The following is a 26,964-nucleotide window of genomic DNA, read 5'->3' as shown; positions in this document are numbered from 1 at the left end:
GTCATAAATCAAGTTTATGTTAGCATGCGCCAAGCACTGATTGACCTTTAGTTAAAGCCGCATGTCTCCTAGTCCACAATATAAATTTTTACGCCAAGCTCCTCGAGATGGCCTTAGTACTGCCATGCAACCTTCACGCTGGCAGCAGCTTCATATTGACCCTTGGTTATGCCTATTTTTATTCCTAAATGCATTGTTAGGTTTAACGGTACTTTATAGTGCATCTGCACAAGATGTGGGACTCGTCAGTAAACAGGCCATGAGCTTTGGTATCGGCTTTCTGGTCATGATTAGCCTAGCGCAAATTCCACCCAAGGTTTATCAAGCTTTTTCACCTTATTTTTATTTATTTGGCCTGTTTTCCTTAATTGGCGTTATGGTTTTTGGTGAAGTTCGCATGGGTGCTCAACGCTGGATCGATATTCCGGGGTTCGGGAGTGTTCAACCCAGCGAATTTATGAAAATTGGCATGCCAATGATGGTTGCATGGTTTTTAGCTCGTAAACCTCTTCCTCCTAGCTTCTCGCAGGTTATTTTGTCTTTAATGTTAATTGGTGTTCCATTTTTACTTATTGCAGAACAGCCTGACCTAGGAACATCACTATTAGTATTAGCAAGTGGGATTTTTGTACTGTTCTTAAGTGGGCTATCTTGGCGCATGATCGGTGCAGCAGCAGCTTGTGCAGCTATTGTGATTCCAATTGCATGGGAATTCCTTTTACACGACTATCAACGTCAACGGGTATTAACGTTGCTTGACCCAGAAGCGGATGCTTTAGGCACAGGCTGGAACATTATTCAGTCCAAAACAGCAATCGGTTCTGGTGGGTTCTCAGGGAAAGGTTTCCTCGAAGGTACTCAATCACATTTGCACTTCTTACCAGAAGGCCATACTGACTTTATTATTGCTGCTTACTCAGAAGAATTCGGTTTAATTGGTGTACTTATATTAGTAATTCTTTATTCGGCCATTATTTTTAGAACATTTCAAATCGGTTTACAAAGCTTTCACAATTATGGCCGATTAGTGGCTGGCGCGTTTGGTTTGTCTTTTTTTGTTTATGTATTTGTAAACGCAGGAATGGTCAGTGGTATTTTACCTGTAGTGGGTGTTCCCTTACCTTTTATGAGTTATGGCGGTACCGCTATTATTACTTTAATGGCCACTTTTGGTTTAGTCATGTCTATTCATACACATCGATAATCTGGAATTTAAAAAAGATATGTTGTCTCAATTTGTTAATAAAACTTTAAAAGTGCTTGCCTTGTGTACTGGCCTTATTAGCACAAGTCATTTTGCTCAGGCCAATGATTTTGTAACTCATCCTAACTATTTAAATTTTAAACAAAAAGCCATGAGCACTTATGGCTTAAGCGGTGAACAGGTTGACGCCGCTATGAATGGTGCAAAAAATTTACCAAACATTATAAATATTATGACTCGCCCTGGTGAAAGTAAGCCTTGGTACGACTATCGCTCTATGTTTTTAGTCGAAGGTACTATTCAACGTGGTGTCCGCTTTAAAAACCAATATGCCGATGCTCTCAATCGTGCTGAACAACAATTTGGTGTCTCTCAAGCGGTTATTCTAGGCATTTTAGGTGTTGAAACAGGTTATGGAGCCAATAAAGGCTCGTTTATTACTCGTGATGCACTTGCAACGTTAGCTTTTGGCTACCCACGCCGTGCTGAATATTTTGGCGATGAGTTAGCTGCTCTCATTGCATGGACTTACAAAGAAGGTTATCCAACCAATAGTATTGTAGGTTCTTATGCTGGTGCCATTGGCTTCCCGCAGTTTATGCCAAGCAACATTAGTAAGTACGGGGTCGACTTTGATGGTAATGGTCATATCGACCTACGAAACTCTGCAGAAGATGCGATTGGTTCAATCGCAAATTACTTAGCAAAACAAGGCTGGCAACGCGATCAACCTATTGGTTTTATGGCTCGTTACACAGGTTCAAATCCGGAAAGTATCATTGCTAAAGATTTGACCCAGCCCACTCCGTATGGTGTACTAAAAAATCAAGGGATTTCCCCTTTAAATCCGTTAGTCAAAATTGATGACTTAGATATGGTAAATGTTATTCAATTACAAGACTATAACGGTCCAATTTACTATTTAACCTATCCGAACTTTCAAGTAATTACGACTTATAACAAAAGCCGAATGTATGCGACTGCCGTATGGTTGTTAGGTACAGAAGTAGCTAGCCGATAGGCTAGCTTTTTGATGAGTTTATGTAAAAGTCAATAAATATTTTTGTTAAATCGATCACAATACAAACATTTTAAATACCTTGTTACATATTTGGTTATTTTTTAACCTAAAACTGTAAGTTTTTGCCCTTTTTGTAACTATTTCTCGTTAAAGACTAGACACTCTCCGTAAGCGATGAATATTATCCACCCCAATCAAGCAATTGCAAAAGTGAATAATTAGACATGTTCACTTCAATTTTTAGCTCTTTGGCTAAATGAAAAAGTGCATGTTCTCAGGAGTTTATATAAATGCAGTTATCGCTGAAATACATTCTTGCACTGACGGCTAGTTTAAGCATGGCCCCACTGCACGCTGAAATGATGCAATCATCATCATTAAATAGCGATGTAGATGGTCCAAATGCAAATTTAGCTGCTCGTGTGTTGAGTAAAGATACTCAAAACTTTAATTCTCGTTTCTCTAACATTAACAGTCTTTCAATCACTGAACGTTCTGGCGATCAAATCCGTCGTCAAGCTATCGCAGCTAAAATTGAAATCCCTGAAGATGAGCCTTCAGTGATTGAAAAACTTAACACAGTAGCTTCAAATACTGTTCGTAAGTTTAGCCAAACTGGTATGGCATCGTGGTATGGTCGTCAATTCCATGGCCGTAAAACTGCAAGTGGTGAAACATTCGATATGAATGCACTTACTGCTGCTCACCGTAGCTTACCGCTTAACTGTTATATCCGTGTCACCAACAAAGACAATGGCAAAAGCGTAGTGGTAAAAGTAAACGATCGTGGTCCTTTCCATGGTAATCGTGTGCTTGACTTATCATACGGTGCAGCTAAACGCCTTGGTATTACCAATGCTGGTACTGCTAAAGTAAGTATTGAGCGTGTAGACGGTCCTACTTCATAAGCGATTACTCCTCGAGTTCATGAAAAAGCCACAAGTTAAATTGTGGCTTTTTTAATATAAAAAGAGCAAAAAAATCCTATAAAAATTTTGTGCCTAGACTCGTTTTTTCATTACAAAAATGATTATTTTTTAACCCAAAAACACACTTATTTATTCTTTATCGATTTTTGCGCATATTTTTCGATTACAGCCATTTTAAAATAATTCCGCTACCCTAGTACCACTTTAGTCTAAAAAGAGTTGTTTAACGCGTTTTAAGACAAGATGAGTTGAGTATTTTTCTATTATTTTCCCATTCTTCATGAAAATGAGGTTTTTTTGAGGATTCGACTCTCTCAAAATCACAAATAAATAACCTGAAATTTTTGAGCTCATCCTCCCCTTTCTTCAGTGCTGTTTTTCATTTTTGTGCCGCAATGAATAAACTTTAAATTTTAGGCTTACTTGATTTAACAAACATGTCGATATACAACTTGTCTTGTCTCTCTCGGTAACGAGAGGATAAAATATAAACAGAAAAAGAATGACTCAAAATTAGACAAGGAGAACAAGGTCTATGAAATCTATCAGTGAATGGTTTGATGAATATAGTGAAAGTCATCAAAACCCGATAAATAAGAAAATTCACTGGGTATGTGTACCAGCTATTTTATTTTCGATTATTGGAATTATTGCTCACTTTAGTGCCCTACTCACCGCTTTACTCGTAGTACTTACCCTCATTTTTTATGCTCGGCTTGATCTTGTACTTGCAGTAGCAATGGCTGCTCTACTTGTTGTGATGGCATGGCTTATTTATGTTCTGCCAGTAGGTGTAGGATTTTATATTGCTCTTTTTGTGTTTGCCTGGATTGGACAATTTTATGGACATAAAGTTGAAGGCAAAAAACCTTCTTTCTTTAAAGATTTGCAATTTCTCTTGATTGGTCCGGTCTGGTGTATGGATGCTTATCTTGCAAAGATATTACCTCATTGGAAAAGCCGTCAGAAGAAACTGATTGCTCAATAAATTTTTAAGAAGCTGAATCCTAAAAAGATTCAGCTTTAACTTAATGATTTATTAAAAAATTTATAAAATAAAAAAATGCCAGGCTCAGCAGAACGCTCGGTAACACTTTTTTAAAATAGAAAGCTACGACAGTACAAAATATCGTTGCGTATAAGTAAGGATTATCTAAAAATCCTCTTAATTCATTATTTTCAAAAAAAATTACTGGAATACAAATAGCACTTAATAAACAAGGAGCTGAATAATTCAACATTTTATTCATAAGTACTGGTAATTTGACTTTTACGTTTGGTTCCAAAAAATAATAACGATTAAAAAATACGATAGCTGCCAGTCCTAAAATCATAAGCCATGACATTTTATTTTTCTCCCATTTTATTTTCGACTATTACCGCAATAAACATCCCCAATAAACCAGAGATTAGAATGGCTCCTTCTATATGAAAAAATTTAAGCACAAAACCACTGATACAAGTCATTAAAATACCTGCCATTACAGGCTTCCCTTTACACATAGGAACAATCATGGCAACAAAAATAGCAATAATGGAAAAATCCAAATGATAATTTAATAAATTAGGTAGCGCTGTTGCTAATAAAATACCCACTAAACTAAAAACCACCCAAAATAAATAAAAGCAAAGACCTGCTCCGAATAAGTATTGAGGATGTTTTTTCTCATTAGGAACACTTACTGCAAATAATTCGTCGGTAAGCAGAAACCCTAAAGTTAGTCTTTTTGAGAGAGGTAAAATAGAAACGTCATTTCTTAAAGTTAAAGCATAAATAAAATGTTGAGCAGTAAGAAAGAAAATAGTGACATAGATGGTTAATAACGATGCACCTTCCATCACCATGCTTAAACTTACTAATTGCGCAGCGCCAGCAAACACAATTCCTGACATCGCTAGTGCTTTATAAAATGATAAACCCGCATGAATTGCCATTGATCCAGCTAAAATAGCCCATGGTATAACCGAAATAGATAGTGGCAATATATCTATCGCCCCTCGTAAAAAAAGATGCGGTGGTCGGCTTTTAGAAAATCTAATAGATTGATTTAAATGAGTATTCATCCCTAGACATCTATAACAGTTATTATTTATAGATTTTCTGGTATTTAGCTCAGCTTCTCTTGAACAAAATTGCGGTTAGCACTGCAAATAAATTTTAAAGATTAAGACTCGCCACATATTGGGTTGGTGTAACACCCATCGCCTTTTTAAAATGACGATTAAAATGGCTTTGATCAGAAAAACCACATTGCTGTGCAACCATTACAATTTGAACGCCTTGTTTTAATAATTGTCTCGCTTTTTGCAAACGCGCCTGTACTAACCATGCATGAGGCGGTAAACCTACATGTTTTTTAAATTGTCTTAAAAAATGCCATGCACTTAATCCGACCATATCAGCCAATTCCTGCAAAGAAAAATTCTTTTCAGGCATATCAGCTAACAAATCTTTAACTTTTAATACTTTTGAATAAGCTTCTGGTAACTCGCAAAAGGTGTGTCTTGACTTACCATGACGTACCATTAAGCATGCTAATGTTGATAAATACATGGTTTCTTTAAGCAAAAAATTGTCTTTTTGTTCTAATAAATCAAATAATAAACACAGTTGTTGAGATAATCCCAAGTCCTGAATTACAGCTTGCGGAAACCAAGGTGCCCCATGGCCTTGCTCAAAAAAATCTTGGCTTACTTCAGCAAGCATTTCGGGCGTAGGATAGATTGCACGGTAACGCCAGCCCGATTCAACAGCAGATGAGCCTGTGTGAATTTCATCTGCATTAACTAAAATAATGTCACCTTTAGGAGCAACATGCAGTTGACCCGTCCTAAAAAAAGACTGTGCACCCTCTTCAATGACACCAATACAATATCCTTCATGAGTATGCTTTGAAAATTGTGTTTGGTGATAATGTGCTTTTAATAATTCTAAACCGCCCAACTCTCGCAAATGCAAGTAGTCAGCCTGTTCCCGGTGCATATATACATCTCATCTATTTATCTACAAAAAAACATAGCATGTTTTAAAAAGATGCATAGAACAAAATTGCTGTTATGCGGAAATGGATACCCTATTTTCTATTGATAAATACGACCATTATGTTTTAGCCAACCATTTTCATGGCGGTTCTGTGGATCATGATGCGTCCAATGTAATACTCCACCTTTTTCGTTATATTCATATTCCCCGTTAAATTCGACAATATCACCCTTTCTTAAATCTTCAATTTTTGGTGCTAAATCAATATTATGTGCTACTAAAATTGAAAGACCATTTTTTAATACCAAAATAAATTTCTGGTGTCTCGACCCATCATTATCTTCTCTTAAGATTGCTTTTACTCGACCACTACCCTGCACTTGAACGTTACTTTGTCTACGTTCATAAGCAGCCTTTATGGTGTCTACTCCATCATTTGAAAACGTCGTTTCAGTACGCTGATTCGCAGGTATGCTTGATGATGGTGTCGGATTGTTTTTATGCCCAGATAAGTCCAGACCCAAATATGCAGCAATTAATAAAACAATTATGCCGCCAATACCTAGATTCTTTTTATTTGTCATCTTTAGATTCCGTTTTCAACAGAGATAAAAAAAGCCCCATAGGGGGCTTTTTTTGAAGATACGAATTACTTCGCAGCAGCTTGAGCAGCAGCAACTTCTTCAGCAAAGCTAAGTTCAGCTTTTTTCTCGATACCTTCACCAACTTCGAAACGTACGAAGTTAGCAACATTTGTACCAGTCGCTTTTAATACGTCAGCAACTTTTTTCTCGTTGTCGATAACGTACATTTGACGGTCAAGAGCAACTTCGTTTAAGTATTTCTCAACAGAACCAGTTACCATTTTCTCAACGATGTTCGCTGGTTTACCAGATTCTAACGCTTTCGCTTCAGCAATTTCTTTCTCTTTAGCGATAAGGTCAGCTGGAACAGCTTCAGCATTTACTGCTACTGGGTTGAATGCAGCAACGTGCATTGCAATACCTTTACCAGTGTCAGCATCACCAGTATAAGAAACTACAACACCGATTTTTAAACCGTGTTTATAGATAGCCAATTGTTCGCCTTCAACGATTTTCGCACGACGAACTTGGATGTTTTCACCGATTTTTTGAACAAGCGCGATACGAGCTTCTTCAACTGATTGGCCATCAGCCAATTTTAATTCAGCAATTTTAGCAGCATCAGTTTCGCCAGCAGCTAATGCAGCAGCAGCAACTGTGTGTGCAAAGTTAGAGAAGTTTTCGTCTTTAGCAACGAAGTCAGTTTGACAGTTTACTTCAACTAAGATCGCTTTATTACCGTCTTGAACGATAGTGATTGCACCGTCAGCAGCAATGTTGCCAGCTTTTTTAGCAGCTTTAGCTTGACCAGATTTACGAAGGTTATCAATAGCAAGTTCGATGTCACCGTTCGCTTCTGTTAATGCTTTTTTGCATTCCATCATTGCAAGACCAGTACGGTCACGTAATTCTTTTACCATGCTTGCAGTAATTGCAGTCATGTTGATCTCCTAAAATCGGTAGAAAATAAATCTGTTCAACAAAAACGGCCCAAAGAAACTCTGGGCCGTTTGCACTCTCGACGCTTAATTTGCCACCATTACATGTCGCAAAAATGACAAGCCTGCGTCAAAACGCATTAAGCCTCAGAAGCGTCTTTCGCAGCGTCATCGCCTTTTGCTTGAGCGTTCGCTTGAGATTGAGCGTATTCTTTACCAGCAAGAATTGCATCAGCCATAGCTGAAGCATATAAAGTTACTGCACGGATCGCATCGTCGTTACCAGGAATAACGTAATCTACGTTGTCTGGGTTAGAGTTTGTATCAACGATACCGATAACAGGAATACCTAAGTTTTTCGCTTCTTTGATTGCAATCGCTTCGTGATCAACGTCGATTACAAATAATGCGTCAGGTAAACCACCCATGTTTTTAACGCCGCCTAAAGAGCGCTCAAGTTTTTCCATCTCACGAGTACGTTCTAAAGCTTCACGTTTAGTAAGCTTAGCAAAAGTACCGTCTTGAGATTGAGTTTGAAGATCTTTTAAACGGTTGATAGATTGGCGAAGTGTTTTCCAGTTCGTCAACATACCACCTAACCAACGGTGATCTACGTATGGTTGACCAGCGCGTTGAGCTTGTTCACGGATGATGTTAGAAGCAGCACGTTTTGTACCAACGAACAAAACTTTGTTCTTTTTGCTTGCTAATTGGTTAGCGAAGTTCAAAGCATCATTTAACGCAGGAACAGTGTGCTCAAGGTTGATGATGTGAATTTTGTTACGCGCGCCAAAAATGTATTGACGCATTTTTGGGTTCCAGAAACGAGTTTGGTGACCAAAGTGCGCACCTGCTTGAAGAAGGTCGCGCATGCTTACGTTGTAATCTGCCATTTTCTTTACCTTAAAAGTTGGGTTAGGCCTCCATATATCCGCATTCTCCACCTTTTTACGGGCACCCAGAGTAATGTGACGATATATGTGCGGATTTTTACTCCACCTATCAAAATTCTTCGTAAAAGATATTCACGAAAAGCATTTGATAAAATGGGCGGCTATTTATACCATAGACGCTTGTAAATTACCAAAAGTTTTTAGAGATCATGAACAGTACTTATACAGCTCCACGTCGATTAATCAAAACTCCAGATGAAATTGAAAAAATGCGCATTGCAGGACGACTGGCGGCTGAAGTTCTAGATATGATCAAGCCGCATATTAAAGCTGGTGTAAGCACACTCGAGCTTGATACGATTTGTCGTAATCATATTGAAAATGTACAGCACGCTATTCCGGCCTGTGTAGGTTACGGTGGTGCGCCAGGACGCCCTGCTTTTCAACACTCTATCTGTACTTCGGTTAACCATGTTGTATGTCATGGTATTCCTTCTGAAAATAAAATCTTAAAAAACGGCGATATCCTTAACATCGACGTGACCGTCATTAAAGATGGTTATCATGGCGATACCAACATGATGTATATCGTGGGTGGTGAAACTTCTATTCTGGCAAATCGTTTATGTAAAGTAGCTCAAGAAGCGATGTATCGTGGAATGGCAACAGTTAGAGATGGTTCGTATTTAGGCGATATTGGACATGCCATCCAAAAATATGTCGAATCAGAGCGTTTTAGCGTAGTGCGTGAATATTGTGGTCATGGCATTGGTACCGTTTTCCATGATGAACCTCAAGTGTTGCACTATGGCCAAGCTGGTACGGGCATGCGTTTAGAAGCTGGTATGACTTTCACTATTGAACCTATGGTAAATGCGGGTGTTTGGCAAACCAAATTGCTTGGTGACAAATGGACAGTTGTAACCAAAGACCATAAACTTTCAGCTCAATATGAACATACTATTTTAGTCACTAAAACAGGGATTGAAGTATTAACAGCTCGCCCAGAAGAAGATCTTTCACGCTTTAATCAATAATTTAATCAAAATTAATAAAAGGCTGCTTTATGTAGCCTTTTCTTTTTTATTTTGTACTTTTTATTAATAAATATTTCCAAATATAAACAAATATTTCAAAAAAATTACAATTATTAATTTTTAATACACAATTTTTTCAATAAAACGCGTTATGGTGGGCTCAATAAAAATCAGTAAACAAATGCTCGGACATGGAGTCCTTTTATGATGAAAAAGTCATTATTTTGTATGACAGCTGCCTTATTTGCTCTGCCAACAGTCACTTCCGCCGCTTCCCCATATTTTAGTTTAAAAGATGGTGATGGTTTCAAACGTTTTTCAGTCTCAGCTGGTCCTTTATATGTCAAACCAACAGGAAAAGCCCAGCCTTTTAGGATTAACACTTCTGTTAAGGAAAATGAGCAATCTAAGGTCGGAGATATTAAAGTAAAAACTATTCAAGACAATATTTCCGATAGTAATAGTAATGTCGTTCTTGAAGAACTTATTGATGTTATTGGTTTAGGTACTGATACTATTCCCGCATGGTTAAGTGGAACAGCTGAAATTCGCGGTTTGAGTCAATGGGAAGCTGAGAATACGGGCTTAGAAGCAGATGATGTAACTACTCTCGGTCTTATGACAAATTACTTTTTTACGGATAATATTTCATTAGAAGTAAAAGCAGGGATTCCGCCTAAAGTCGATCTACAAGGTAAAGGTAAGATTTATGCACCTTTTTCCGCTACTGCAAAACCTGCTGGTGGAATTCTTGGTTCTATGGAACTTGAAAATAATATTTTTATTACCGATCTTGAAGCACATGGGAGTGCGGCATCAGCTCGAGCTTGGACACCAGCATTTGAATTACAATATCACTTTGGCAAAACTGGCGTAAATAAATTCAGACCTTATGTTGGACTAGGTGTGATGTATGCATATTTCAATGAATTAGAAATAAATCCTGAAATTGAAAATGACTTAGTAAATGCTGGGCATATGATTGTCAATATTAAAGATGGTAAATCGGGTGCTGCTTTAGAAAGAAAAACTAGCTCTGGTGATCCTAAAGTAGATCTTGAGGCATCCGACGCAATTGCACCCGTAGCAACTTTAGGTTTCACCTATGACTTTAATGACAAATGGTATGCTGTTGGTTCTGTGTCTTATGCTCACTTAAAAACGGATACAACTATTACAGTCAATGATGCCAAGTACGGTGAGTTAATTAATGCAAAAGCAGATATCGAAATTAATCCAATATTAGGTTATGCCGGTATTGGTTACCGATTCTAAATCTCAAAAGCACACAAGCTATAAAAGCTTTACTTAAGCTTTTATAGCTTTTTTATCCCACCAAAATTGCTTCTTTTTAAACCAAAATGCCAAAAAAATGAGCATTTTTTAGGATCATATTTACTAAGTTCAACCTTCTTTATTTTTGATTAACACCTCTTCTTTTAATTCCTTTTCTCTAATCATTTTTATGTTAGACAACTAACCTAATAAAATTAAAAACTAAGATTTTCCTTTTAGTAAAAATTATCTTTTGGCACGACCTTTGCTTTATTTATGACATGATGAATCAATGGCGATTCAATGGATAAACCAAGACGGCCAAAGATGTCCGCTCTGATCGGTATGCAAATAGACAATTCATTTTGTCGTGCAAATTAAAATTTCGTTCAGTTCAGGGGGACGGCGTATGTCTTCAAATATTAATTTAGATGCAAAAAAAGCGACTGAAATTAAATTATTCAGTTTTTCAACCCCAGCCATGCGTGCTTTCCACATGACTTGGCTCGCGTTCTTTGTCTGCTTCTTCGCATGGTTTGCTTGCGCTCCATTAATGCCCGTTATTAAAGGTGAGTTCGGCTTAACCAAAGATCAAATTGCCAATATTAATATTGCCGCCGTTGCAATTACAATTTTAGTGCGGCTTGCTGTCGGACCACTTTGTGATAAATATGGTCCGCGTATTACTTACACCACCCTTCTCTTACTTGGCAGTATTCCTGTATTTGGTGTTGCCGCTGCCAACAGCTATGAATCTTTTCTTTTCTTCCGTTTACTCATCGGTGCAATTGGCGCAAGCTTTGTCATTACGCAATATCATACCAGTATCATGTTTGCGCCAAATGTCGTAGGCACAGCAAATGCAGCTGCTGCGGGTTGGGGTAATGCTGGCGGTGGTGCAACACAAGCTCTAATGCCTTTATTACTCGGTGCAATTGTCATGTTCGGTGTCGAGCAAACTATGGGTTGGCGCGTTGCATTAATCGTACCAGGCGTAATGATGGTAATTGTTGGGGTTCTTTACTGGAAACTTACCCAAGACTGCCCTCAAGGAAACTTTAAAGAAGTTCGTGCACAAGGTATTGAGGTGGGTAGCGGTAAAAAAGGTGGCATGGCAATCTTAATGCAAGCGGCTCGTAACTACCGTGTCTGGATTTTATTCCTCGCTTATGGTGCTTGCTTTGGTATTGAAATTTTCATCCATAATGTTGCGGCAATGTACTATGTTGACCAATTCAAAATGGATTTAAAAACAGCAGGGTTAACCGCAGGTATATTTGGTCTTCTTGCCTTATTTGCACGTGCATTAGGCGGTATTATTTCCGATAAAGTCGCACTTAAAAAAGGTTTAGACGGACGTACTAAAGTACTTGTACTGATGATTTTAGGTGAAGGTTTATTCTTAATACTCTTCTCTCAAATGGACGTCGTAGCTCTTGCAATTATTTCCATGACAGTTTTTGCATTGTTTACCCATATGGCTTGCGGAGCAACATATGCACTGGTCCCTTTTATTGACCGAAATGCATTAGGCGGCGTCGCAGGCATTATTGGCGCAGGTGGAAATGTGGGCGCAGTAGCAGCTGGTTTCTTACTAAAAGGCGTACTTGATATTCAAACTTGTCTATTTATTTTAGGTGGACTGGTTATGGTTGCAGGCTGTAGTGTAATTTTGATTCGCTTCACAACCGAGCACAAAGAAAAAGAAAAAGTACTTTTTGAACAGGCTCTACTTGAACGCAATTCCGCAGCCTAATTCTGATAAGAAGCAGAAATCAAAAATGATTTTTGCTTCTTCCCCTTTCTCATAATAGTCCACAATCTCTAAGATACTTTTTAACTTTTCTTAAAATAATTTTATAGATATATCGATATTATTCGATATATCTTCTACAATGATTTATCACATTCTTATAATTTTCTACTCACAATGACTAAAACAAGCCATCAGTTTTCTCAATCACTCATTTATATGCTCATTGGAAGTGCCATTATTTTGGCTTTGTCACTAGGTGTACGACATGGTTTTGGGCTTTATTTAGTCCCGATGAGTCATGAGTTCGGTTGGGGACAGCATGTTTTTAGTCTAGCAATTGCCATGCAAAATCTAATCTGGGGTGCAGTTCAACCTTTTACTGGGGCAATTGCAGATAAATATGGCAGTAAAGTTGTGGTAACAGTCGGCGGATTACTTTATACCCTTGGCTTACTCTTAATGGCTTTTAGTTCAAGTGTACTCATTTTGAATTTAAGCTTAGGTCTGATTATTGGTTTAGCTTTATCAGCAACTTCTTTTACAGTTTTGCTTAGCGCAGTAGGCCGAGCTGCTCCGCCAGAAAAAAGAAGTATGGCAATGGGTATTGCCAGTGCAGCCGGTTCTTTTGGCCAATTTATTATGCTGCCTTCTACCCTTCTCTTACTTAAGACAGTGGGATGGTCATCAGCTTTAATGGTAAGTGCCCTGTTAATCGCTCTTATTATTCCTCTAGCATGGATGTTAAAAGGGCCAAGCAACCAAACCCCAAAAGCAATTGCCCAACCTCAGCTCACCTTTAAACAAGTACTGAATATTGCTAGAAAACATAAACCTTTTTGGTGGTTAGCTTTAGGCTTTTTAGTATGTGGCTTCCAAGTTGTCTTTTTGGGTGTTCACCTACCAGGTTATTTAATCGACCACGGCTTTGATGCCGCTACAGGTACGGTGTTTCTTGCTTTAGTCGGATTATTTAATATCGTAGGGACTTATGGCGCAGGCTGGTTAGGAGATCGTTTCTCGAAACCTAAGTTATTAATGGCACTTTATGGTAGCCGCGGCATCGCAATCATTGCTTTCTTATTATTACCTCTAAGCACTTATACAGTATATGCTTTCGGTATTATCATGGGGCTTCTATGGCTTTCTACGGTTCCTCTCACCAACGGTATCGTGGCAAATATGTTTGGTGTTAAATACCTTTCAATGTTAAGTGGTATTGTATTTTTCACCCATCAAGTCGGGTCTTTCTTTGGTGGTTGGCTTGGTGGTGTTAACCATGATTTAACAGGTAATTACAATGCGATTTGGCTCTGTTCTATCGCATTGAGTATATTAGGAGTAATCGTACATTTCTTTGTAAATGAGGAGGCTATTATTCATGACGCATAATGCCGTACTTTTGAAAACAATTATGACTTTCCTCATCTTAGCTCTTCTGGTTTTTTCTATTGTTTTATGGAAACAGACACCTGATTTGTTTGAATATTTTAATCAAGCATTTTGTGCACACTAGAGAGATGAGACGCTGAAATCACTCTGTACATTGTCATAAAAATATAAAAAACATATGGTCTAATAAAAATAAAAAAGCCCGCAAGTTTGCGGGCTTTTTTATGAAAAACTTATTTAAAATCAAAATAAACGATTCATACCATTAAGTGCAGCTACACGGTATGCTTCAGCCATGGTTGGATAGTTAAATGTCGTTTCAACAAAATATTTCAAAGTATTGTTTGGGCTGTGCATAACTGCTTGTCCAATGTGGATAATTTCAGCAGCATTATTACCAAAACAGTGAATACCTAAAATTTCCAAAGTGTCACGATGGAAAAGAATCTTCAATTCACCCACTGTATCACCGGTAATTTGTGCACGAGCCAAATGACGGAAAGAAGCCTGACCGACTTCATACGGAATTTTCTCTTCCGTTAATTCCTGTTCATTCTTACCAATAGATGAGATTTCCGGAATGGTGTAAATACCAGTTGGGATATCACGTACTGGCTTAGCATCTTCACCACTCATGTTTGCACCAGCACAGCGCCCTTGGTCATAGGCAGCCGAAGCAAGTGAAGGCCAACCAATCACGTCACCAGCAGCATAGATGTTTTCAACTTCAGTTTGATATTGATCATTTACAGAAAGTTGACCACGACTATTTGGTACCAACCCAACATTTTCAAGACCTAAACCTTCTGTGTTACCTGAACGGCCATTACACCAAAGAATCGCATCAGCTTTAATCTTTTTACCACTTTGTAAATGTAGTACAACATGGTCATCAAACGTTTCTAGATGATCCATTTGCTCATTGTGACGAATCAACACGCCCTGTTCACGTAAGTGATAAGACAAAGCATCGGCGATTTCATCATCTAGATAACTTAAGAGTTTTTGTTGAGTATTGATCAAGTCAACTTTATGGTCTAAACCAATAAAGATTGAGGCATATTCACAGCCAATAACACCCGCGCCATAAATAATGATTTTTTGAATTGAGTAATCAAGATCAAGAATTTTGTCCGAATCAAATACGCGCGGGTGGTCAAAATCAAGACCTTGCGGATGATAAGGACGGCTACCTGTCGCAATCACGATTTGCTTACAGATAATTGTTTCTTTAATACCTTCGTGGCTAAAAACTAAAACTGTGTTTTTGTCTTGAATATATGCACGACCGTGGAAGACACCAATTTTGTTACGGTCATAAAAGCGTGTATGCGTATCAACCTGTTGTTGAATCACTTTGTGCGCATTACGCAAGACCTGTTTCATAGTGAACTGTTTCCATTCACCTACTTTTTGAAACATTGGATCACGCTGATAGCGAATAATGCTAGAAACTGTTTGACGTAATGCTTTACTTGGAATGGTTCCTACGTGTGCACAGTTACCACCGAGTTGATCACGTACATCTACAATTGCAACACGCTTACCAGCTTTTGCAAGCTTCATTGCCGCGCCTTCACCTGCAGGTCCAGAACCGAGAACTACCGCATCGTACTTAACGAAATTCCCACTAACGACCTCTTTTTTACGTGGCATTGAAAGCTCCTTCCTCTGTTGAATGACCATATTTTATAATAAATTATGGCTAATATGCGGTGAATTTATGTATTTCTCAACCCTATATTTCTGAATAGCCACATTTATTATATGAATAGTTATTTTCCGCTATTACTTGTAGAAGTCCGCTATAATACAATGTCAATGTCTCTATAAACGAGTGGAAAAGTTAAATATGTCAGAACACCGTAAACCTGAACAGGGTGTAAAACTTCGTGGCGCAGAAAAAGTCGCAAGAATTCCTGTAAAAGTTGTACCTACGGTTGAAGTGCCGCGTAAACCTGACTGGATTCGTGTCAAGATGACGGCACCAGAAGAAGTTCAGCGTATTAAAACGACTTTACGTGCTCAAAAACTCCATACCGTTTGTGAAGAAGCAGCTTGTCCGAACCTTCCAGAATGCTTTGGCGGTGGTACAGCAACATTTATGATCATGGGTGATATTTGTACACGTCGTTGCCCTTTCTGTGACGTAGCGCATGGTCGTCCAAATGCATTGGACCCTGATGAACCACGCCACATGGCAGAGACAATTGCCAATCTTAAGCTCAAATATGCAGTAATCACTTCGGTTGACCGTGATGACTTGCTTGACGGCGGTGCACAACATTTTGTGGACTGTATTAAAGAAGCTCGCGCACTTAGCCCAAATACATTACTTGAAATTTTAGTACCAGACTTCCGTGGACGTATGGATATTGCTTTACGCATTATGACTGAATGTCCGCCAGACGTATTTAACCACAACATTGAGACTGTACCTCGTCTATATAAAGCGATGCGTCCAGGTTCAGATTATCAGCACTCTTTAAACCTATTAAAAATGTTTAAAGAATATTGCCCAGACATCCCAACAAAATGTGGTTTGATGGTGGGTATTGGTGAAACTGAAGAAGAAGTCATTGCATTGCTTGATGACTTACGTGCTCACGATGTCGACTATGTCACTATTGGTCAATACTTGCAGCCTTCTAAACAGCATGCACCAATTGACCGTTTTGTAACACCAGAAGAATTTGAACGTTATGCAGAGCATGGCCGTAAACTTGGCTTTAGAAATATTTGGTCTGCACCAATGGTTCGTTCAAGCTATTTTGCTGATCGCCAATACTATGGTGAACCTGTTCCTGAAGTTCGTCGCAAGGTAGATCCTGCGAAAAAAATTGCGGTACAAGCAATCGAAGCTTAACACTTCATAAGTATTAAAAAGGCCCTCAGATTATGAGGGCTTTTTTATTTATACAAGAAAATCAATAACATTTCTTGACAAATCGATAAAACAAGCCATTACACTTTCATTCAAAAATATTTTATACCTAAAAGCACGATATATCCCTGCTCTAGCATATACATCAATTGCGACATAAAAAATCAAATTTAAACAGCATTAAAAAATTCGCTAGTTAAGCCTTAAATCTCTCCTCGCTTTTTTATTATTTCTAACTCGAGGGCTTATCTAGCAAGGAGCAAGTATGATTTTCCTACTCTTTGTTTTAAGTATTGTCATTCAGCTTGTTGCAATATGGGCAATTTTCTTTTTTAACCTAAATAGAGTCGCTGGTAGTGTTATTACGATTGCTGTAGCCATACTTACTGCTTTCATTTTAACGCCGTGGGCATTACTTTTAGGGATTCCCCTTATTGCACTTAGCATTATTATTTTGTTTAAACCTTTACGGTTTAACTTAATTACCCAACCTGCATATAAAACTCTGGCCAACTCAATGCCGAGCATCAGTACCACTGAACAAGAAGCCTTAGAAGCAGGAACAAGCTGGTGGGAAAAAGAGTTATTTATGGGGGCTCCAGATTGGTCGCAATTTGAAAAATATCCCTATCCTACACTTTCACCAGAAGAACAAAGTTTTATTGATAATGAAGTTGAAGTGCTATGTAGCATGCTTGATGAATGGGAAATTCACCATCAATTAAAAGACCTTCCTCCTGAAGTTTGGCAGTTCATTAAAGATAAAGGCTTCTTAGGCCTTATTATTCCAAAATCCTTTGGCGGTAAAGAGTTCAGCTCATTTGCTCAAAGTCGCATTATGAGCAAAATTGCCTCGCGTTCATTAACTGCTGCGGTGAGTTGTATGGTTCCTAACTCATTAGGACCCGGTGAATTACTTATGCATTACGGTACAGATGCGCAAAAGCAGCAATATCTACCGGGACTTGCTAAAGGTGAAGAAATTCCATGCTTTGGTTTAACCAGTCCGGAAGCAGGTTCAGATGCAGGTGCAATTCCAGATTCGGGTGTAGTCTGCTATGGCGAATATGAAGGTGCTCAAGTTCTTGGGCTCCGCATGAATTTCTCTAAACGTTGGATTACGCTCGCTCCAATTGCCACAGTGGTCGGTCTAGCATTTAAACTTTATGACCCCGAAGGTTTACTTGGAGATAAAACTAAAACTGAGTACGGGATTACCTGCGCTTTAATTCCAGCCAATCATGCAGGCGTAAAAATAGGTGCACGACATTATCCGGGCTCTCCATTCATGAATGGGACAGTAGAAGGTGAAGATGTCTTCATTCCAATTGACTGGATTATTGGCGGACAAGAAAATGCCGGTAAAGGCTGGCGCATGCTGATGGAATGCTTAGGTGTTGGCCGAGGTATTTCACTGCCCGCATTAGCCACGGCCGCAGGTGAAATGAGCTATCTCACTGTCGGTGCATTTGCAAGAATTCGCCAGCAATTTAATATTTCTGTCGGCAAATTTGAAGGTGTACAAGAAGCAAGCAGTGAAATTGCCAGCGATGCCTATATGCTTGAAGCATTCCGTTATTTAGTGACGTGTGGTCTAAACCAAGGTGGAACCCCTGCTGTAATGACTGCCATGGCAAAATACTATGCAACTGAAACGATGCGTAAAGTGGTTAATCACGGAATGGATATTGCTGGAGGACGTGCAATTCAACTTGGACCACGCAATTTCCTTGCTCTCACCTATCAAGCGATTCCAATTGCCATTACGGTAGAAGGTGCAAACATTTTAACCCGCTCGTTGATGATTTTTGGTCAAGGCTCAATGCGTTGTCATCCTTATCTTTTTGAAGAATTGCAATTACTTCAGTCTGACGACAAAGCCAATGCCGTACAAAAATTCGATGATTTGTTGTTTAAACATTTAGCCTATACCTTTAACCGCGGTGCTAGATCATTTGCTTATGGTTGGACGGGTGGTTCGAGTGATGCGCCTCAGTCAGCAGATCAATTCACTGCAAGTTACTATAAAACCATCAATCGTTTTAGCGCCAATTTTTCACTTGTTTCCGATATGGCACTAGGATTACTCGCAGGAGATCTAAAGCGTAAAGAAATGCTATCAGGCCGCTTGGCAGATATTCACGCGCACTTGTTTATTGCCACTGCAATTTTAAAATATTATGAGGCTGGACAAAAAACTGAAGCTGAACAATTGCATGCCAAACTAGCACTGCAAAAAGCATTTTTGAATATTCAGGAAGCATTTTGGGGACTATTTGACAACTTTCCAGCCAAGCTTCCAGCAGCATTTGTCAAATGGATATGCTTCCCGTTAGGTCGTGTGATTTCAAAACCTGACGATGAGTTAAAACAACAAGTTGCTGAACTTATGATGGAAGAACATCCGTTTAGAGAGCAACTCAAACGCCATGTGTACTATTCAACTGAACCTAATGATGTCACTGGCCGTCTAGAGCACACGTTCCAAATGTTAAGAACCATGGAACCGCTTTGGGATAAGTTTAAGAAAGCTGAATCCAAAGGCAAGTTTACGGGTCTTACTTTTGAAGAGAATATTGCGCAAGCGATAAAAGAAGGCTTTATTTCTGAAAGCGAAGCTCAACAATTATTGCAGTACAACGCAATTCGATTCGATAGCATGCTTACCGATGTTTTTGATGAAAAGCTAAATAAAGACCTACCTTTATCAAATCCTCATCAAATAGTGTGACTGATGCCTCCACTAATTCACTATTGCAATCATTTTTGAATCGCATTAATTAATAAACAGCCATAAAAGCGTCACTCGACGCTTTTATTTTTAGGAGAAATTAATGTCTAAGCAAGATTACGAAAATGGATTAAAAGTTCGCACAGAAGTGATGGGAGAAGCTTTTGTAAAACGTGCCCAAGAAAATACCGTGCCCTTTACCCAGCCTTTACAAGACTGGATTAATGAACATGCATGGGGATCGACTTGGCAACGTGAAGGTGTGCTGCCACGTAAATATCGCTCATTAATTACTTTGGCAATGTTAACTGCACTCAAATCACCCACAGAACTCAAGGGCCATGTTCGTGGTGCACTCAACAATGGTTGTACAATTGAAGAAATTCAGGAAACTTTATTGCATAGCCTGCCATATTGCGGTGCCCCTGCTACTCAGGAAGCTTTCCGGGCTGCGTTAGAAGTCATTCAAGAATATCAACAACAATAACTTCAGTATGAGCCAGCACTTTACTGGCTCATTTAAATTTAATTCAATTTAGTCGAATGAATATTTAAATTACGATCACCAATCACGACAGCCTGACGGCAAATACCTTCTGCTTTACGTTGATTCTCAAAAACTGCTGCCGACATCGGCTCAAAACTATCAAAAAAGCAGATTTCATTTTGATCTATAGAATAAATGAGCGACTGATTCCCTACCCCTTCTAAAGTGTCGTAGTACACAATCACCATTTTTCCATTTTGCGTCTCTGTTTGAATATCTCGATAGCTCAGCGCAGGCCCAGTTGGTATTCTTAATACCTTTGCTTCTTTATAGCTCATGCGTTCGCTTGGGCTAATGTTAGGATCATGATCTGAGTGAAATGACACCTCAAAGCCCAACTTTTTTAAAGCAACGGCTAAAGCAATCGTATAAGTTCCTTCATCGTCATAGCGGCAAACTTTAATCAGCTCAGCAACATCAATTTGCACTCCATGATGTTGAAGTACCATCCAAACTGCAAAAAGGCCACAGTTCGCTTCGAGGTTTGCCAAAGATTCGGGAATATTTAAGGCCATAATTTAAATCTAAAGTCATAATTACGCAGATAATAAACAAAACTGGATTGGCACTAAAAGTTTTTCCAAGTACAATGTTTCGCTAGTCGAGGGATGCTGCGACAAATGATCGGCACTAAAGATCATTTTGCCAGGCTCGACGATCGGTTAAACAGTCGTTTTAACCAACAACGGCATCCGCGAACAGAATGATCAATACTATTTTTTCCTAGGAGATCCTGATGAACGCGGTTAATGCTTCATTTACAGATTACAAAGTTGCTGACATCTCACTTGCTGACTACGGTCGTAAAGAAATCAAACTTGCTGAAGCAGAAATGCCAGCTTTGATCGGCTTACGTAAACGTTATGCAGCGTCTAAACCACTTGCTGGTGCAAAAATTCTTGGTTGTATCCACATGACCATTCAAACAGCGGTTCTTATTGAAACGCTTGTTGAATTAGGTGCTGAAGTTCGCTGGACATCTTGTAATATCTTCTCGACTCAAGACCACGCTGCTGCTGCAATTGCTGCTCGCGGTATTCCAGTTTTTGCTTGGAAAGGTGAAACTGAAGAAGAATATGTATGGTGTCTTGAACAACAAATCAATGTAAATGGCCAACCGTGGGATGCCAACATGATCCTGGATGATGGCGGTGACTTAACTGCTCTTGTTCATGAAAAATATCCTGCTCTTTTAGAACGTATTCACGGTATTACCGAAGAAACTACAACAGGTGTTCAACGTCTTATCGAAATGTGGAAAGACGGCACTTTAAAAGTACCTGCAATCAACGTAAATGACTCTGTTACTAAATCTAAAAATGACAACAAATATGGTTGCCGTCACTCATTAAATGACGCAATCAAACGCGCAACAGATATGCTTTTATCTGGCCGTCGTGCGCTTGTGATCGGTTACGGTGACGTAGGTAAAGGTTCTGCTCAATCTTTACGTCAAGAAGGCATGATCGTTCGTGTAACTGAAGTTGACCCAATTTGTGCAATGCAAGCATGTATGGATGGTTATGAAGTTGTATCTCCATACAAAAACGGCGTACAAACAGGTAAAAAAGAAGACATTAACCACGATCTTCTTGGCAACACTGACCTTGTTGTAACAACAACTGGTAACTACCATGTGTGTGATGCAGCGATGTTAGACAGCTTAAAAGCTGGTGCAGTTGTATGTAACATCGGTCACTTCGATACAGAAATCGACACGGCTTATTTACGTGGTTACAAGTGGGTTGAAGTTAAGCCACAAGTTCACCAAGTTTATCGTTCAGAAGACGAAAACGACTACCTTATCCTTCTTTCTGAAGGCCGCCTTGTAAACTTAGGTAATGCAACTGGTCACCCATCACGTGTAATGGACGGTTCTTTTGCTAACCAAGTTTTAGGTCAAATTCACTTATTCCAAGAGAAATTTGCCGACCTACCTGCAAGTGAAAAAGCTGCAAAAATTCGCGTAGAAGTTCTTCCTAAGAAACTTGACGAAGAAGTTGCTGCTGCAATGGTTGCAGGTTTCGGTGGTGTACTCACTCAGTTAACTCAAGAGCAAGCTGATTATTTAGGCGTTGCTGTTGAGGGGCCATTCAAATCTGACGCTTACAAATACTAAGAACATAAGGGCAGACGGTGAACCGACTGCCCTTTTTTCTAAAAATGTTTCGCTGTTTACAAGGATTTGACATGACTAAACGTACACCTATTTCTTTTGAGTTTTTTCCGCCAAAAACTGATGCCGGTGCTGAAAAACTTCGTATTGTTCACCAAGAATTACAGCAATTAAATCCAGAGTTTTTCTCGATTACTTATGGTGCTGGTGGTTCTACTCGTGAACGCACACTTGCTGCTATTGAAGATTTCAATGGTAAAGGCACTCCTGTTGCCCCTCACCTTTCTTGTATTGGTGATGATAAAACGCGTATTGCTGAACTACTCGATTTATACAAGGCTCAAGGCATTGACCGTATTGTCGCTTTACGTGGCGACTTACCATCTGGACAGGTTGGTCTTGGCGAACTTCCTTATGCTCAAGATTTAGTACGTTTTATTCGTGAGCACTCAGGCGACCACTTTCATATTGAAGTTGCGGCTTATCCAGAAATGCATCCTCAAGCCGAAAGCCTCGACTCAGATATCCAACGTTTTATTGAAAAAGTACAAGCTGGTGCCAATGCGGGAATTACTCAATTCTTCTTTAATCCAGACTCATACTTTTATTTTATAGAGCGTTTGGAAAAAGCTGGAATTAACATTCCAGTCGCTCCTGGTATCATGCCTATTACCAATGCAAGTAATTTAATTCGCTTTGCAGATGGTACTGGTGCTGAAATTCCTCGCTGGATTCGTAAGCAATTACAAGCCTATGGCGATGACAGTGAAAGTATTAAAGCTTTTGGTCATGAAGTTGTTGTTAAGCTATGCGAACGCCTCATTGCAGGTGGTGCACCAAGCTTACACTTCTACTCAATGAACCAAGTCGAACCAACTCGTCAGCTTGTTGTTGACCTTGGTTTAAATTAATTTTGTAAGGCGTACCCAATGAATCGTTTTTTTATCGAAACTGAACTTACAGTTGGCTCAACAATTCAACTAACTGAATCAGTCTTCCATCATTGGGTACGTGTTTTACGCGCACAATTACAAGAACAAGCCATACTATTTAATGGCCAAGGTGGTGAGTATCTCGCGACATTGACCGAAATTAATAAAAAAAATGCGTTTGTCACTATTGAGAATTTTAATCCTGTAAACCGTAATGCCCCATTTAAAGCCATTCTTGGTCAGGTCATGAGTAAAGGTGACCGAATGGATTATGCCATTCAGAAAGCAACTGAACTTGGCGTCAGTAAGATTCAGCTCTTGACCAGTGAACGTTGTGAAATGCGTTTGAAATATGACCGCGATCAAAAAAAATTAGATCATTGGCAAGCTGTTGCAATTGCAGCATGTGAGCAATGTGGACTCAATTTAGTTCCAGAAGTTCTAGCACCTATTTCTCTTCATGAATGGTTAAACTCATCTGACCTTCCTGTATCTAAATTTGTTTTGGCTCCTGAAAAAGAACAAAAAGATGTATTGGCAGGGATACAACCTGAACTAGCCCTCTTAATTGGTCCCGAGGGTGGTTTAAGTGAAAATGAAATTACGCAAGCCAATCAAGCTGGATTTATGAACTGGTGTATTGGGGACCGTGTATTACGTACTGAAACTGCACCTGTTGTAGCATTATCTATTTTAAATTATCGGTTTTTATCCATATAAACTTATTGAACATTGATTAAATCAACAATTAAAGTTAACTTACTTTTACGATATGAATATTAATTTAAATTTTTTTCCACTGATAAATCAGATTCTTTCTGTATAAATGTAAAAAAATAGGATAGAAAAATCTTATGTCTGGCCTTCAGGAAGAATATTTACAGCATCAAACAAAAATTGAGCAGCTTCGCCTCTCAATTCAATATATCCGCTGGTATCTTGTTAGCCTAATTTTACTGTGCCTAATTTCAGCTATTATTTTCTTTTGTTACTTTACTTCTTACATTACAAACTTTATTTGGTCAATTGGCTTTACTATTTTAACGCTTACCTGTCTATTATTTGTCCCAAAGCTATTAACACATTATCGTGATATTCATTTCATTAAGAAAACCGATTTAATGCTACAAGGCATTTGTTTGACGTCTGGAATTTTAATGGGAATTAATATCATTGTTCTGCATTTTTCCCTTCCTGACACTTTAATATCTGTTTCTGATGTTCATATCCTGATAGCATTATTTATTACCTCAGCCCACATTATTGGTCTTACATTTTTAACTCAACAACCTCGATATTTTTATTTACTCTTTATTCCAAGTACAGTCCCACTCATTATTGGACAGTTTACTCATTCTCAAATTAACCAACTCCCCTTTTACTTTGCTTATAATTTAGCTTTCGTCGCAACTTTGCTTTGTGCTTATGCAACTCAGCGTAACTATCAAAAAATTTCTCAACTATTATTTAAAAATAAACAACTTGTTCAAGTAGCAGAACAGCATACTCAATGGGCTGAAGAGTTATGTGTACAGCTCCAACAAGAAGTAAATAAATCTAAAGATATTGAAGCACAGCTTCAATTTAATAATCATTTGCTCGAACAAAAGGTTCGGGAAAGGACATATGACCTCACTAAAATGAATGAGAGGCTTGAAAGCCATCATCATAATTTAGCATTTGCACATGAAACAGCAGGTATCCGACCGTGGGATTGGGATATTGAGAAACAAAAATTAGAAATAACGTTTTTTGATCAACAAAAACAAACTCAAAATACTCCTTTACACCTCAAGTCAATTTTAGAGCGCATTCATCCCAATGACCGAAAGTTATTTGATGAACGTTTAAAAGAGCACTTGGAAGGAAAATCTGATCACTTCAATATTACCTTCCGCATTTTACGTCGTAATGGTTCTTGGCGTTGGATTCATGACGTAGGACGTGTCATTAGCCGTGATCCTAAAACCAATAAAGCTTTACGTATGGTCGGAATGACCAGAGATATTCATCAGGAAAAAAAAGATCAAGAACATTTGAGACTTTCTGCGATTGTGCTTGAGCAGGCAGCTGAAGGAATTTTTATTCTAGATGAAAAACTCAACTATATTGAAGTTAACCCCTATTATGAGAAATTAACTGGCTTTTCAAAATCTGAATTATTAAGTCAGCAGCTATTTAATATCACAATAAATCAGAAGCTACAGCAACAACAATTTCACGACTCCATTACTCAACAACTTCTAAAAACTGGCGAATATATGGGCCAATTTGATGAAAAGTTTACATCGGGTAAAAGTGTCTATTTATGGCTTCATATTAATGCAGTTAAAGATGAGTACAACCAGATTATTAATTATATTGGTTTTGCACGTGATTTAACCGACCAAAAGCGACAAGAGCAGCATTTATCTTATTTAAAAAACTATGATAGTTTGACTCACCTCCCTAACCGCTTTTACTATTATAATCAATTACATCAATATCTTGTTAATCCATCTTATAGTTTTAAAAATTTGGCTTTAATACGTATTAATATCGATAGATTTAGAGCATTTAATGAGTTTCTAAATAATGATAGTGGGGATGAGTTACTTAAACAATTTGCACAGCGACTACGACTGACCAATATCAATGCAATTTTAGTGGCTTACTTAAACGGCGATGATTTTGCAATTATTTATGAAATATCACCTATTCATCCCAACATTGAGCAATATTGCCAAAATATATTACAAGCTTTAAATGCGCCTTTTTATATTGATGAACAAGAATATTTCATTACAGCTTCTATTGGGGTCGCTTGTTTCCCTGAGCATGGCCGACAAATTGATCACCTCAACAATCATGCCGAACAAGCCTTGTCGGAAGCAAAACGTTTAGGTGGCAACACTATTAGCTATTATTGTAATAAAACTACAAACCCATATAAGACAGCAGACTTAGAACAAGAGTTGCGTAAAGCCATTCAAAATGATGAATTTGTGGTGTATTACCAACCAAAAATTAATTTAAATGACAAATCGATTAAAGGTTTTGAAGCACTCATTCGCTGGCAGCATCCTGAAAAAGGGTTAGTTATGCCGAATATGTTCATTCCTTTTGCTGAACGTAGTAGCCTTATTTCCGATATTGGTAAAGTCGTTTTAGATAAAGTTGGCAAACAGCTACAAGAATGGAAAAAAGCTGGCTATGCCGATGTCCGAGTTTCTGTAAATATTGTTGCTCAACAAATTCATCGAGGTCTTTTACTCAGTGATTTAGACGAAGTTTTAGACACATATCATCTTGATGGTTCAAATTTAGAACTAGAAATCACGGAATCTGCTTTATTAGATAATACTGACAATGTAAAAAAACTATTGCACTCCATTAAAGAACGTAATATTTCAATTGCACTAGATGATTTTGGCACTGGATATTCATCGCTAGCTTATTTAACAGAATACCCAATCGATGTTTTAAAAATTGACCGGGCCTTTGTTTCGAAAATCGGTGATCAAAAACAAGAAGCAATTGTGAATGCGATGATTGCGATGGGTAAAAGCATGGGATTAAAGCTAGTTGCAGAAGGTGTGGAAACCGAGGAACAAGTTATTTATCTACAAAAGCAGCAATGTGATTTTTTACAAGGCTTTTTCTTTAGCCGTCCACTTCATCCAAATCAGATTCTTCAATATCTACAAACAAATACGCATATTTGATAATTGTTTTAACAGTCTATTTTACATGCGCTGGTTTTTCC

At 38.4% G+C, this 26,964-nt stretch carries 23 protein-coding genes; 15 read left to right on the top strand and 8 right to left on the bottom strand.

The features are described 5' to 3' along the window. Nucleotides 1-61 precede the first annotated feature (61 nt). The 4 genes from rodA to G9371_RS01490 all read left to right on the top strand — a co-directional run bounded on the left by rodA (nt 62) and on the right by G9371_RS01490 (nt 4,142). Nucleotides 62-1,204 (top strand): rod shape-determining protein RodA, encoded by a 1,143-nt coding sequence (gene rodA / locus G9371_RS01505; RefSeq protein WP_000075224.1) that lies wholly within the window; start codon nt 62-64, stop codon nt 1,202-1,204. 19 nt (nt 1,205-1,223) lie between these two features. Next, nucleotides 1,224-2,225: a lytic murein transglycosylase B gene (gene mltB, locus G9371_RS01500; RefSeq protein ID WP_029424516.1), complete on the top strand. Its 1,002-nt coding sequence runs from the start codon at nt 1,224-1,226 to the stop codon at nt 2,223-2,225. Between the two features lie 290 nt (nt 2,226-2,515). After that, nucleotides 2,516-3,133, top strand: a complete 618-nt coding sequence (locus tag G9371_RS01495; protein ID WP_001177236.1) for a septal ring lytic transglycosylase RlpA family protein — start codon at nt 2,516-2,518, stop codon at nt 3,131-3,133. A gap of 556 nt (nt 3,134-3,689) precedes the next feature. After that, nucleotides 3,690-4,142: a DUF962 domain-containing protein gene (locus G9371_RS01490; RefSeq protein ID WP_000836402.1), complete on the top strand. Its 453-nt coding sequence runs from the start codon at nt 3,690-3,692 to the stop codon at nt 4,140-4,142. 40 nt (nt 4,143-4,182) lie between these two features. On the opposite strand, the gene G9371_RS01485 is transcribed toward G9371_RS01490, so the two are convergent. The 6 genes from G9371_RS01485 to rpsB form a co-directional block, all read right to left on the bottom strand. Further along, the gene (locus tag G9371_RS01485) at nt 4,183-4,500 is read right to left on the bottom strand and encodes an AzlD domain-containing protein (RefSeq protein ID WP_000118659.1); all 318 of its coding nucleotides are present in this window, start codon (nt 4,498-4,500) and stop codon (nt 4,183-4,185) included. Between the two features lies 1 nt (nt 4,501). Beyond that, complete coding sequence (locus G9371_RS01480; RefSeq protein WP_029424517.1) at nt 4,502-5,218, bottom strand: AzlC family ABC transporter permease; 717 nt, start codon at nt 5,216-5,218, stop codon at nt 4,502-4,504. A gap of 94 nt (nt 5,219-5,312) precedes the next feature. Further along, entirely contained in the window at nt 5,313-6,137 is an 825-nt protein-coding gene (locus G9371_RS01475) for a helix-turn-helix transcriptional regulator (RefSeq protein WP_000554500.1), read from the bottom strand. Nucleotides 6,138-6,235: 98 nt separating this feature from the next. Then, nucleotides 6,236-6,721: a DUF3465 domain-containing protein gene (locus tag G9371_RS01470; protein ID WP_000182516.1), complete on the bottom strand. Its 486-nt coding sequence runs from the start codon at nt 6,719-6,721 to the stop codon at nt 6,236-6,238. A gap of 65 nt (nt 6,722-6,786) precedes the next feature. Next, on the bottom strand, nt 6,787-7,662 hold the full coding sequence (tsf, locus tag G9371_RS01465) for a translation elongation factor Ts (protein WP_000125378.1): 876 nt from the start codon (nt 7,660-7,662) through the stop codon (nt 6,787-6,789). 137 nt (nt 7,663-7,799) lie between these two features. Beyond that, nucleotides 7,800-8,552, bottom strand: coding sequence for a 30S ribosomal protein S2 (gene rpsB, locus G9371_RS01460; RefSeq protein WP_001982118.1), 753 nt, complete (start codon nt 8,550-8,552; stop codon nt 7,800-7,802). 209 nt (nt 8,553-8,761) lie between these two features. Here rpsB and map point away from each other — a divergent pair, with 209 nt between their 5' ends. From map to G9371_RS01440, 4 genes are all read left to right on the top strand, one after another. Then, nucleotides 8,762-9,589, top strand: coding sequence for a type I methionyl aminopeptidase (gene map / locus G9371_RS01455; RefSeq protein ID WP_001089491.1), 828 nt, complete (start codon nt 8,762-8,764; stop codon nt 9,587-9,589). Between the two features lie 204 nt (nt 9,590-9,793). Then, nucleotides 9,794-10,864, top strand: a complete 1,071-nt coding sequence (locus tag G9371_RS01450; RefSeq protein ID WP_000976520.1) for an OmpW/AlkL family protein — start codon at nt 9,794-9,796, stop codon at nt 10,862-10,864. Between the two features lie 409 nt (nt 10,865-11,273). Then, on the top strand, nt 11,274-12,620 hold the full coding sequence (locus G9371_RS01445) for an MFS transporter (RefSeq protein WP_029424518.1): 1,347 nt from the start codon (nt 11,274-11,276) through the stop codon (nt 12,618-12,620). 174 nt (nt 12,621-12,794) lie between these two features. Next, nucleotides 12,795-14,009, top strand: coding sequence for an MFS transporter (locus G9371_RS01440; RefSeq protein WP_029424519.1), 1,215 nt, complete (start codon nt 12,795-12,797; stop codon nt 14,007-14,009). 243 nt (nt 14,010-14,252) lie between these two features. Here G9371_RS01440 and sthA read toward each other — a convergent pair whose 3' ends face one another. Beyond that, nucleotides 14,253-15,665 carry a Si-specific NAD(P)(+) transhydrogenase gene (sthA, locus tag G9371_RS01435; protein WP_001137505.1) on the bottom strand — a complete coding sequence of 471 codons (1,413 nt, stop codon included), beginning with the start codon at nt 15,663-15,665 and terminating at the stop codon, nt 14,253-14,255. A 196-nt stretch (nt 15,666-15,861) separates the two neighbouring features. Here sthA and lipA point away from each other — a divergent pair, with 196 nt between their 5' ends. From lipA to G9371_RS01420, 3 genes are all read left to right on the top strand, one after another. Then, entirely contained in the window at nt 15,862-16,875 is a 1,014-nt protein-coding gene (lipA, locus tag G9371_RS01430; RefSeq protein ID WP_001289259.1) for a lipoyl synthase, read from the top strand. A 283-nt stretch (nt 16,876-17,158) separates the two neighbouring features. Beyond that, a complete protein-coding gene (locus G9371_RS01425; protein ID WP_029424520.1) occupies nt 17,159-19,624 on the top strand; it encodes an acyl-CoA dehydrogenase in 2,466 nt (821 codons plus the stop codon). Nucleotides 19,625-19,727: 103 nt separating this feature from the next. Beyond that, a complete protein-coding gene (locus G9371_RS01420; RefSeq protein ID WP_029424521.1) occupies nt 19,728-20,111 on the top strand; it encodes a carboxymuconolactone decarboxylase family protein in 384 nt (127 codons plus the stop codon). A 38-nt stretch (nt 20,112-20,149) separates the two neighbouring features. Here the strand turns inward: G9371_RS01420 and G9371_RS01415 are convergent, their stop codons facing one another. Then, nucleotides 20,150-20,686: a cysteine peptidase family C39 domain-containing protein gene (locus G9371_RS01415; RefSeq protein ID WP_029424522.1), complete on the bottom strand. Its 537-nt coding sequence runs from the start codon at nt 20,684-20,686 to the stop codon at nt 20,150-20,152. Between the two features lie 221 nt (nt 20,687-20,907). Between G9371_RS01415 and ahcY the strand changes: the two genes are divergently transcribed. From ahcY to G9371_RS01395, 4 genes are all read left to right on the top strand, one after another. Further along, a complete protein-coding gene (gene ahcY, locus G9371_RS01410; protein ID WP_000994842.1) occupies nt 20,908-22,290 on the top strand; it encodes an adenosylhomocysteinase in 1,383 nt (460 codons plus the stop codon). A gap of 71 nt (nt 22,291-22,361) precedes the next feature. Then, the gene (metF, locus tag G9371_RS01405) at nt 22,362-23,198 is read left to right on the top strand and encodes a methylenetetrahydrofolate reductase [NAD(P)H] (protein WP_000167014.1); all 837 of its coding nucleotides are present in this window, start codon (nt 22,362-22,364) and stop codon (nt 23,196-23,198) included. Nucleotides 23,199-23,216: 18 nt separating this feature from the next. Further along, on the top strand, nt 23,217-23,939 hold the full coding sequence (locus G9371_RS01400; RefSeq protein WP_029424523.1) for a 16S rRNA (uracil(1498)-N(3))-methyltransferase: 723 nt from the start codon (nt 23,217-23,219) through the stop codon (nt 23,937-23,939). Nucleotides 23,940-24,073: 134 nt separating this feature from the next. After that, on the top strand, nt 24,074-26,923 hold the full coding sequence (locus G9371_RS01395; protein ID WP_000016024.1) for a putative bifunctional diguanylate cyclase/phosphodiesterase: 2,850 nt from the start codon (nt 24,074-24,076) through the stop codon (nt 26,921-26,923). Nucleotides 26,924-26,964: the final 41 nt, after the last annotated feature.

It is taken from the genome of Acinetobacter sp. EKM10A, assembly GCF_011075215.1.
Lineage (GTDB): Bacteria > Pseudomonadota > Gammaproteobacteria > Pseudomonadales > Moraxellaceae > Acinetobacter > Acinetobacter baumannii.
This window is presented reverse-complemented; position numbering and strand designations above follow the sequence as displayed.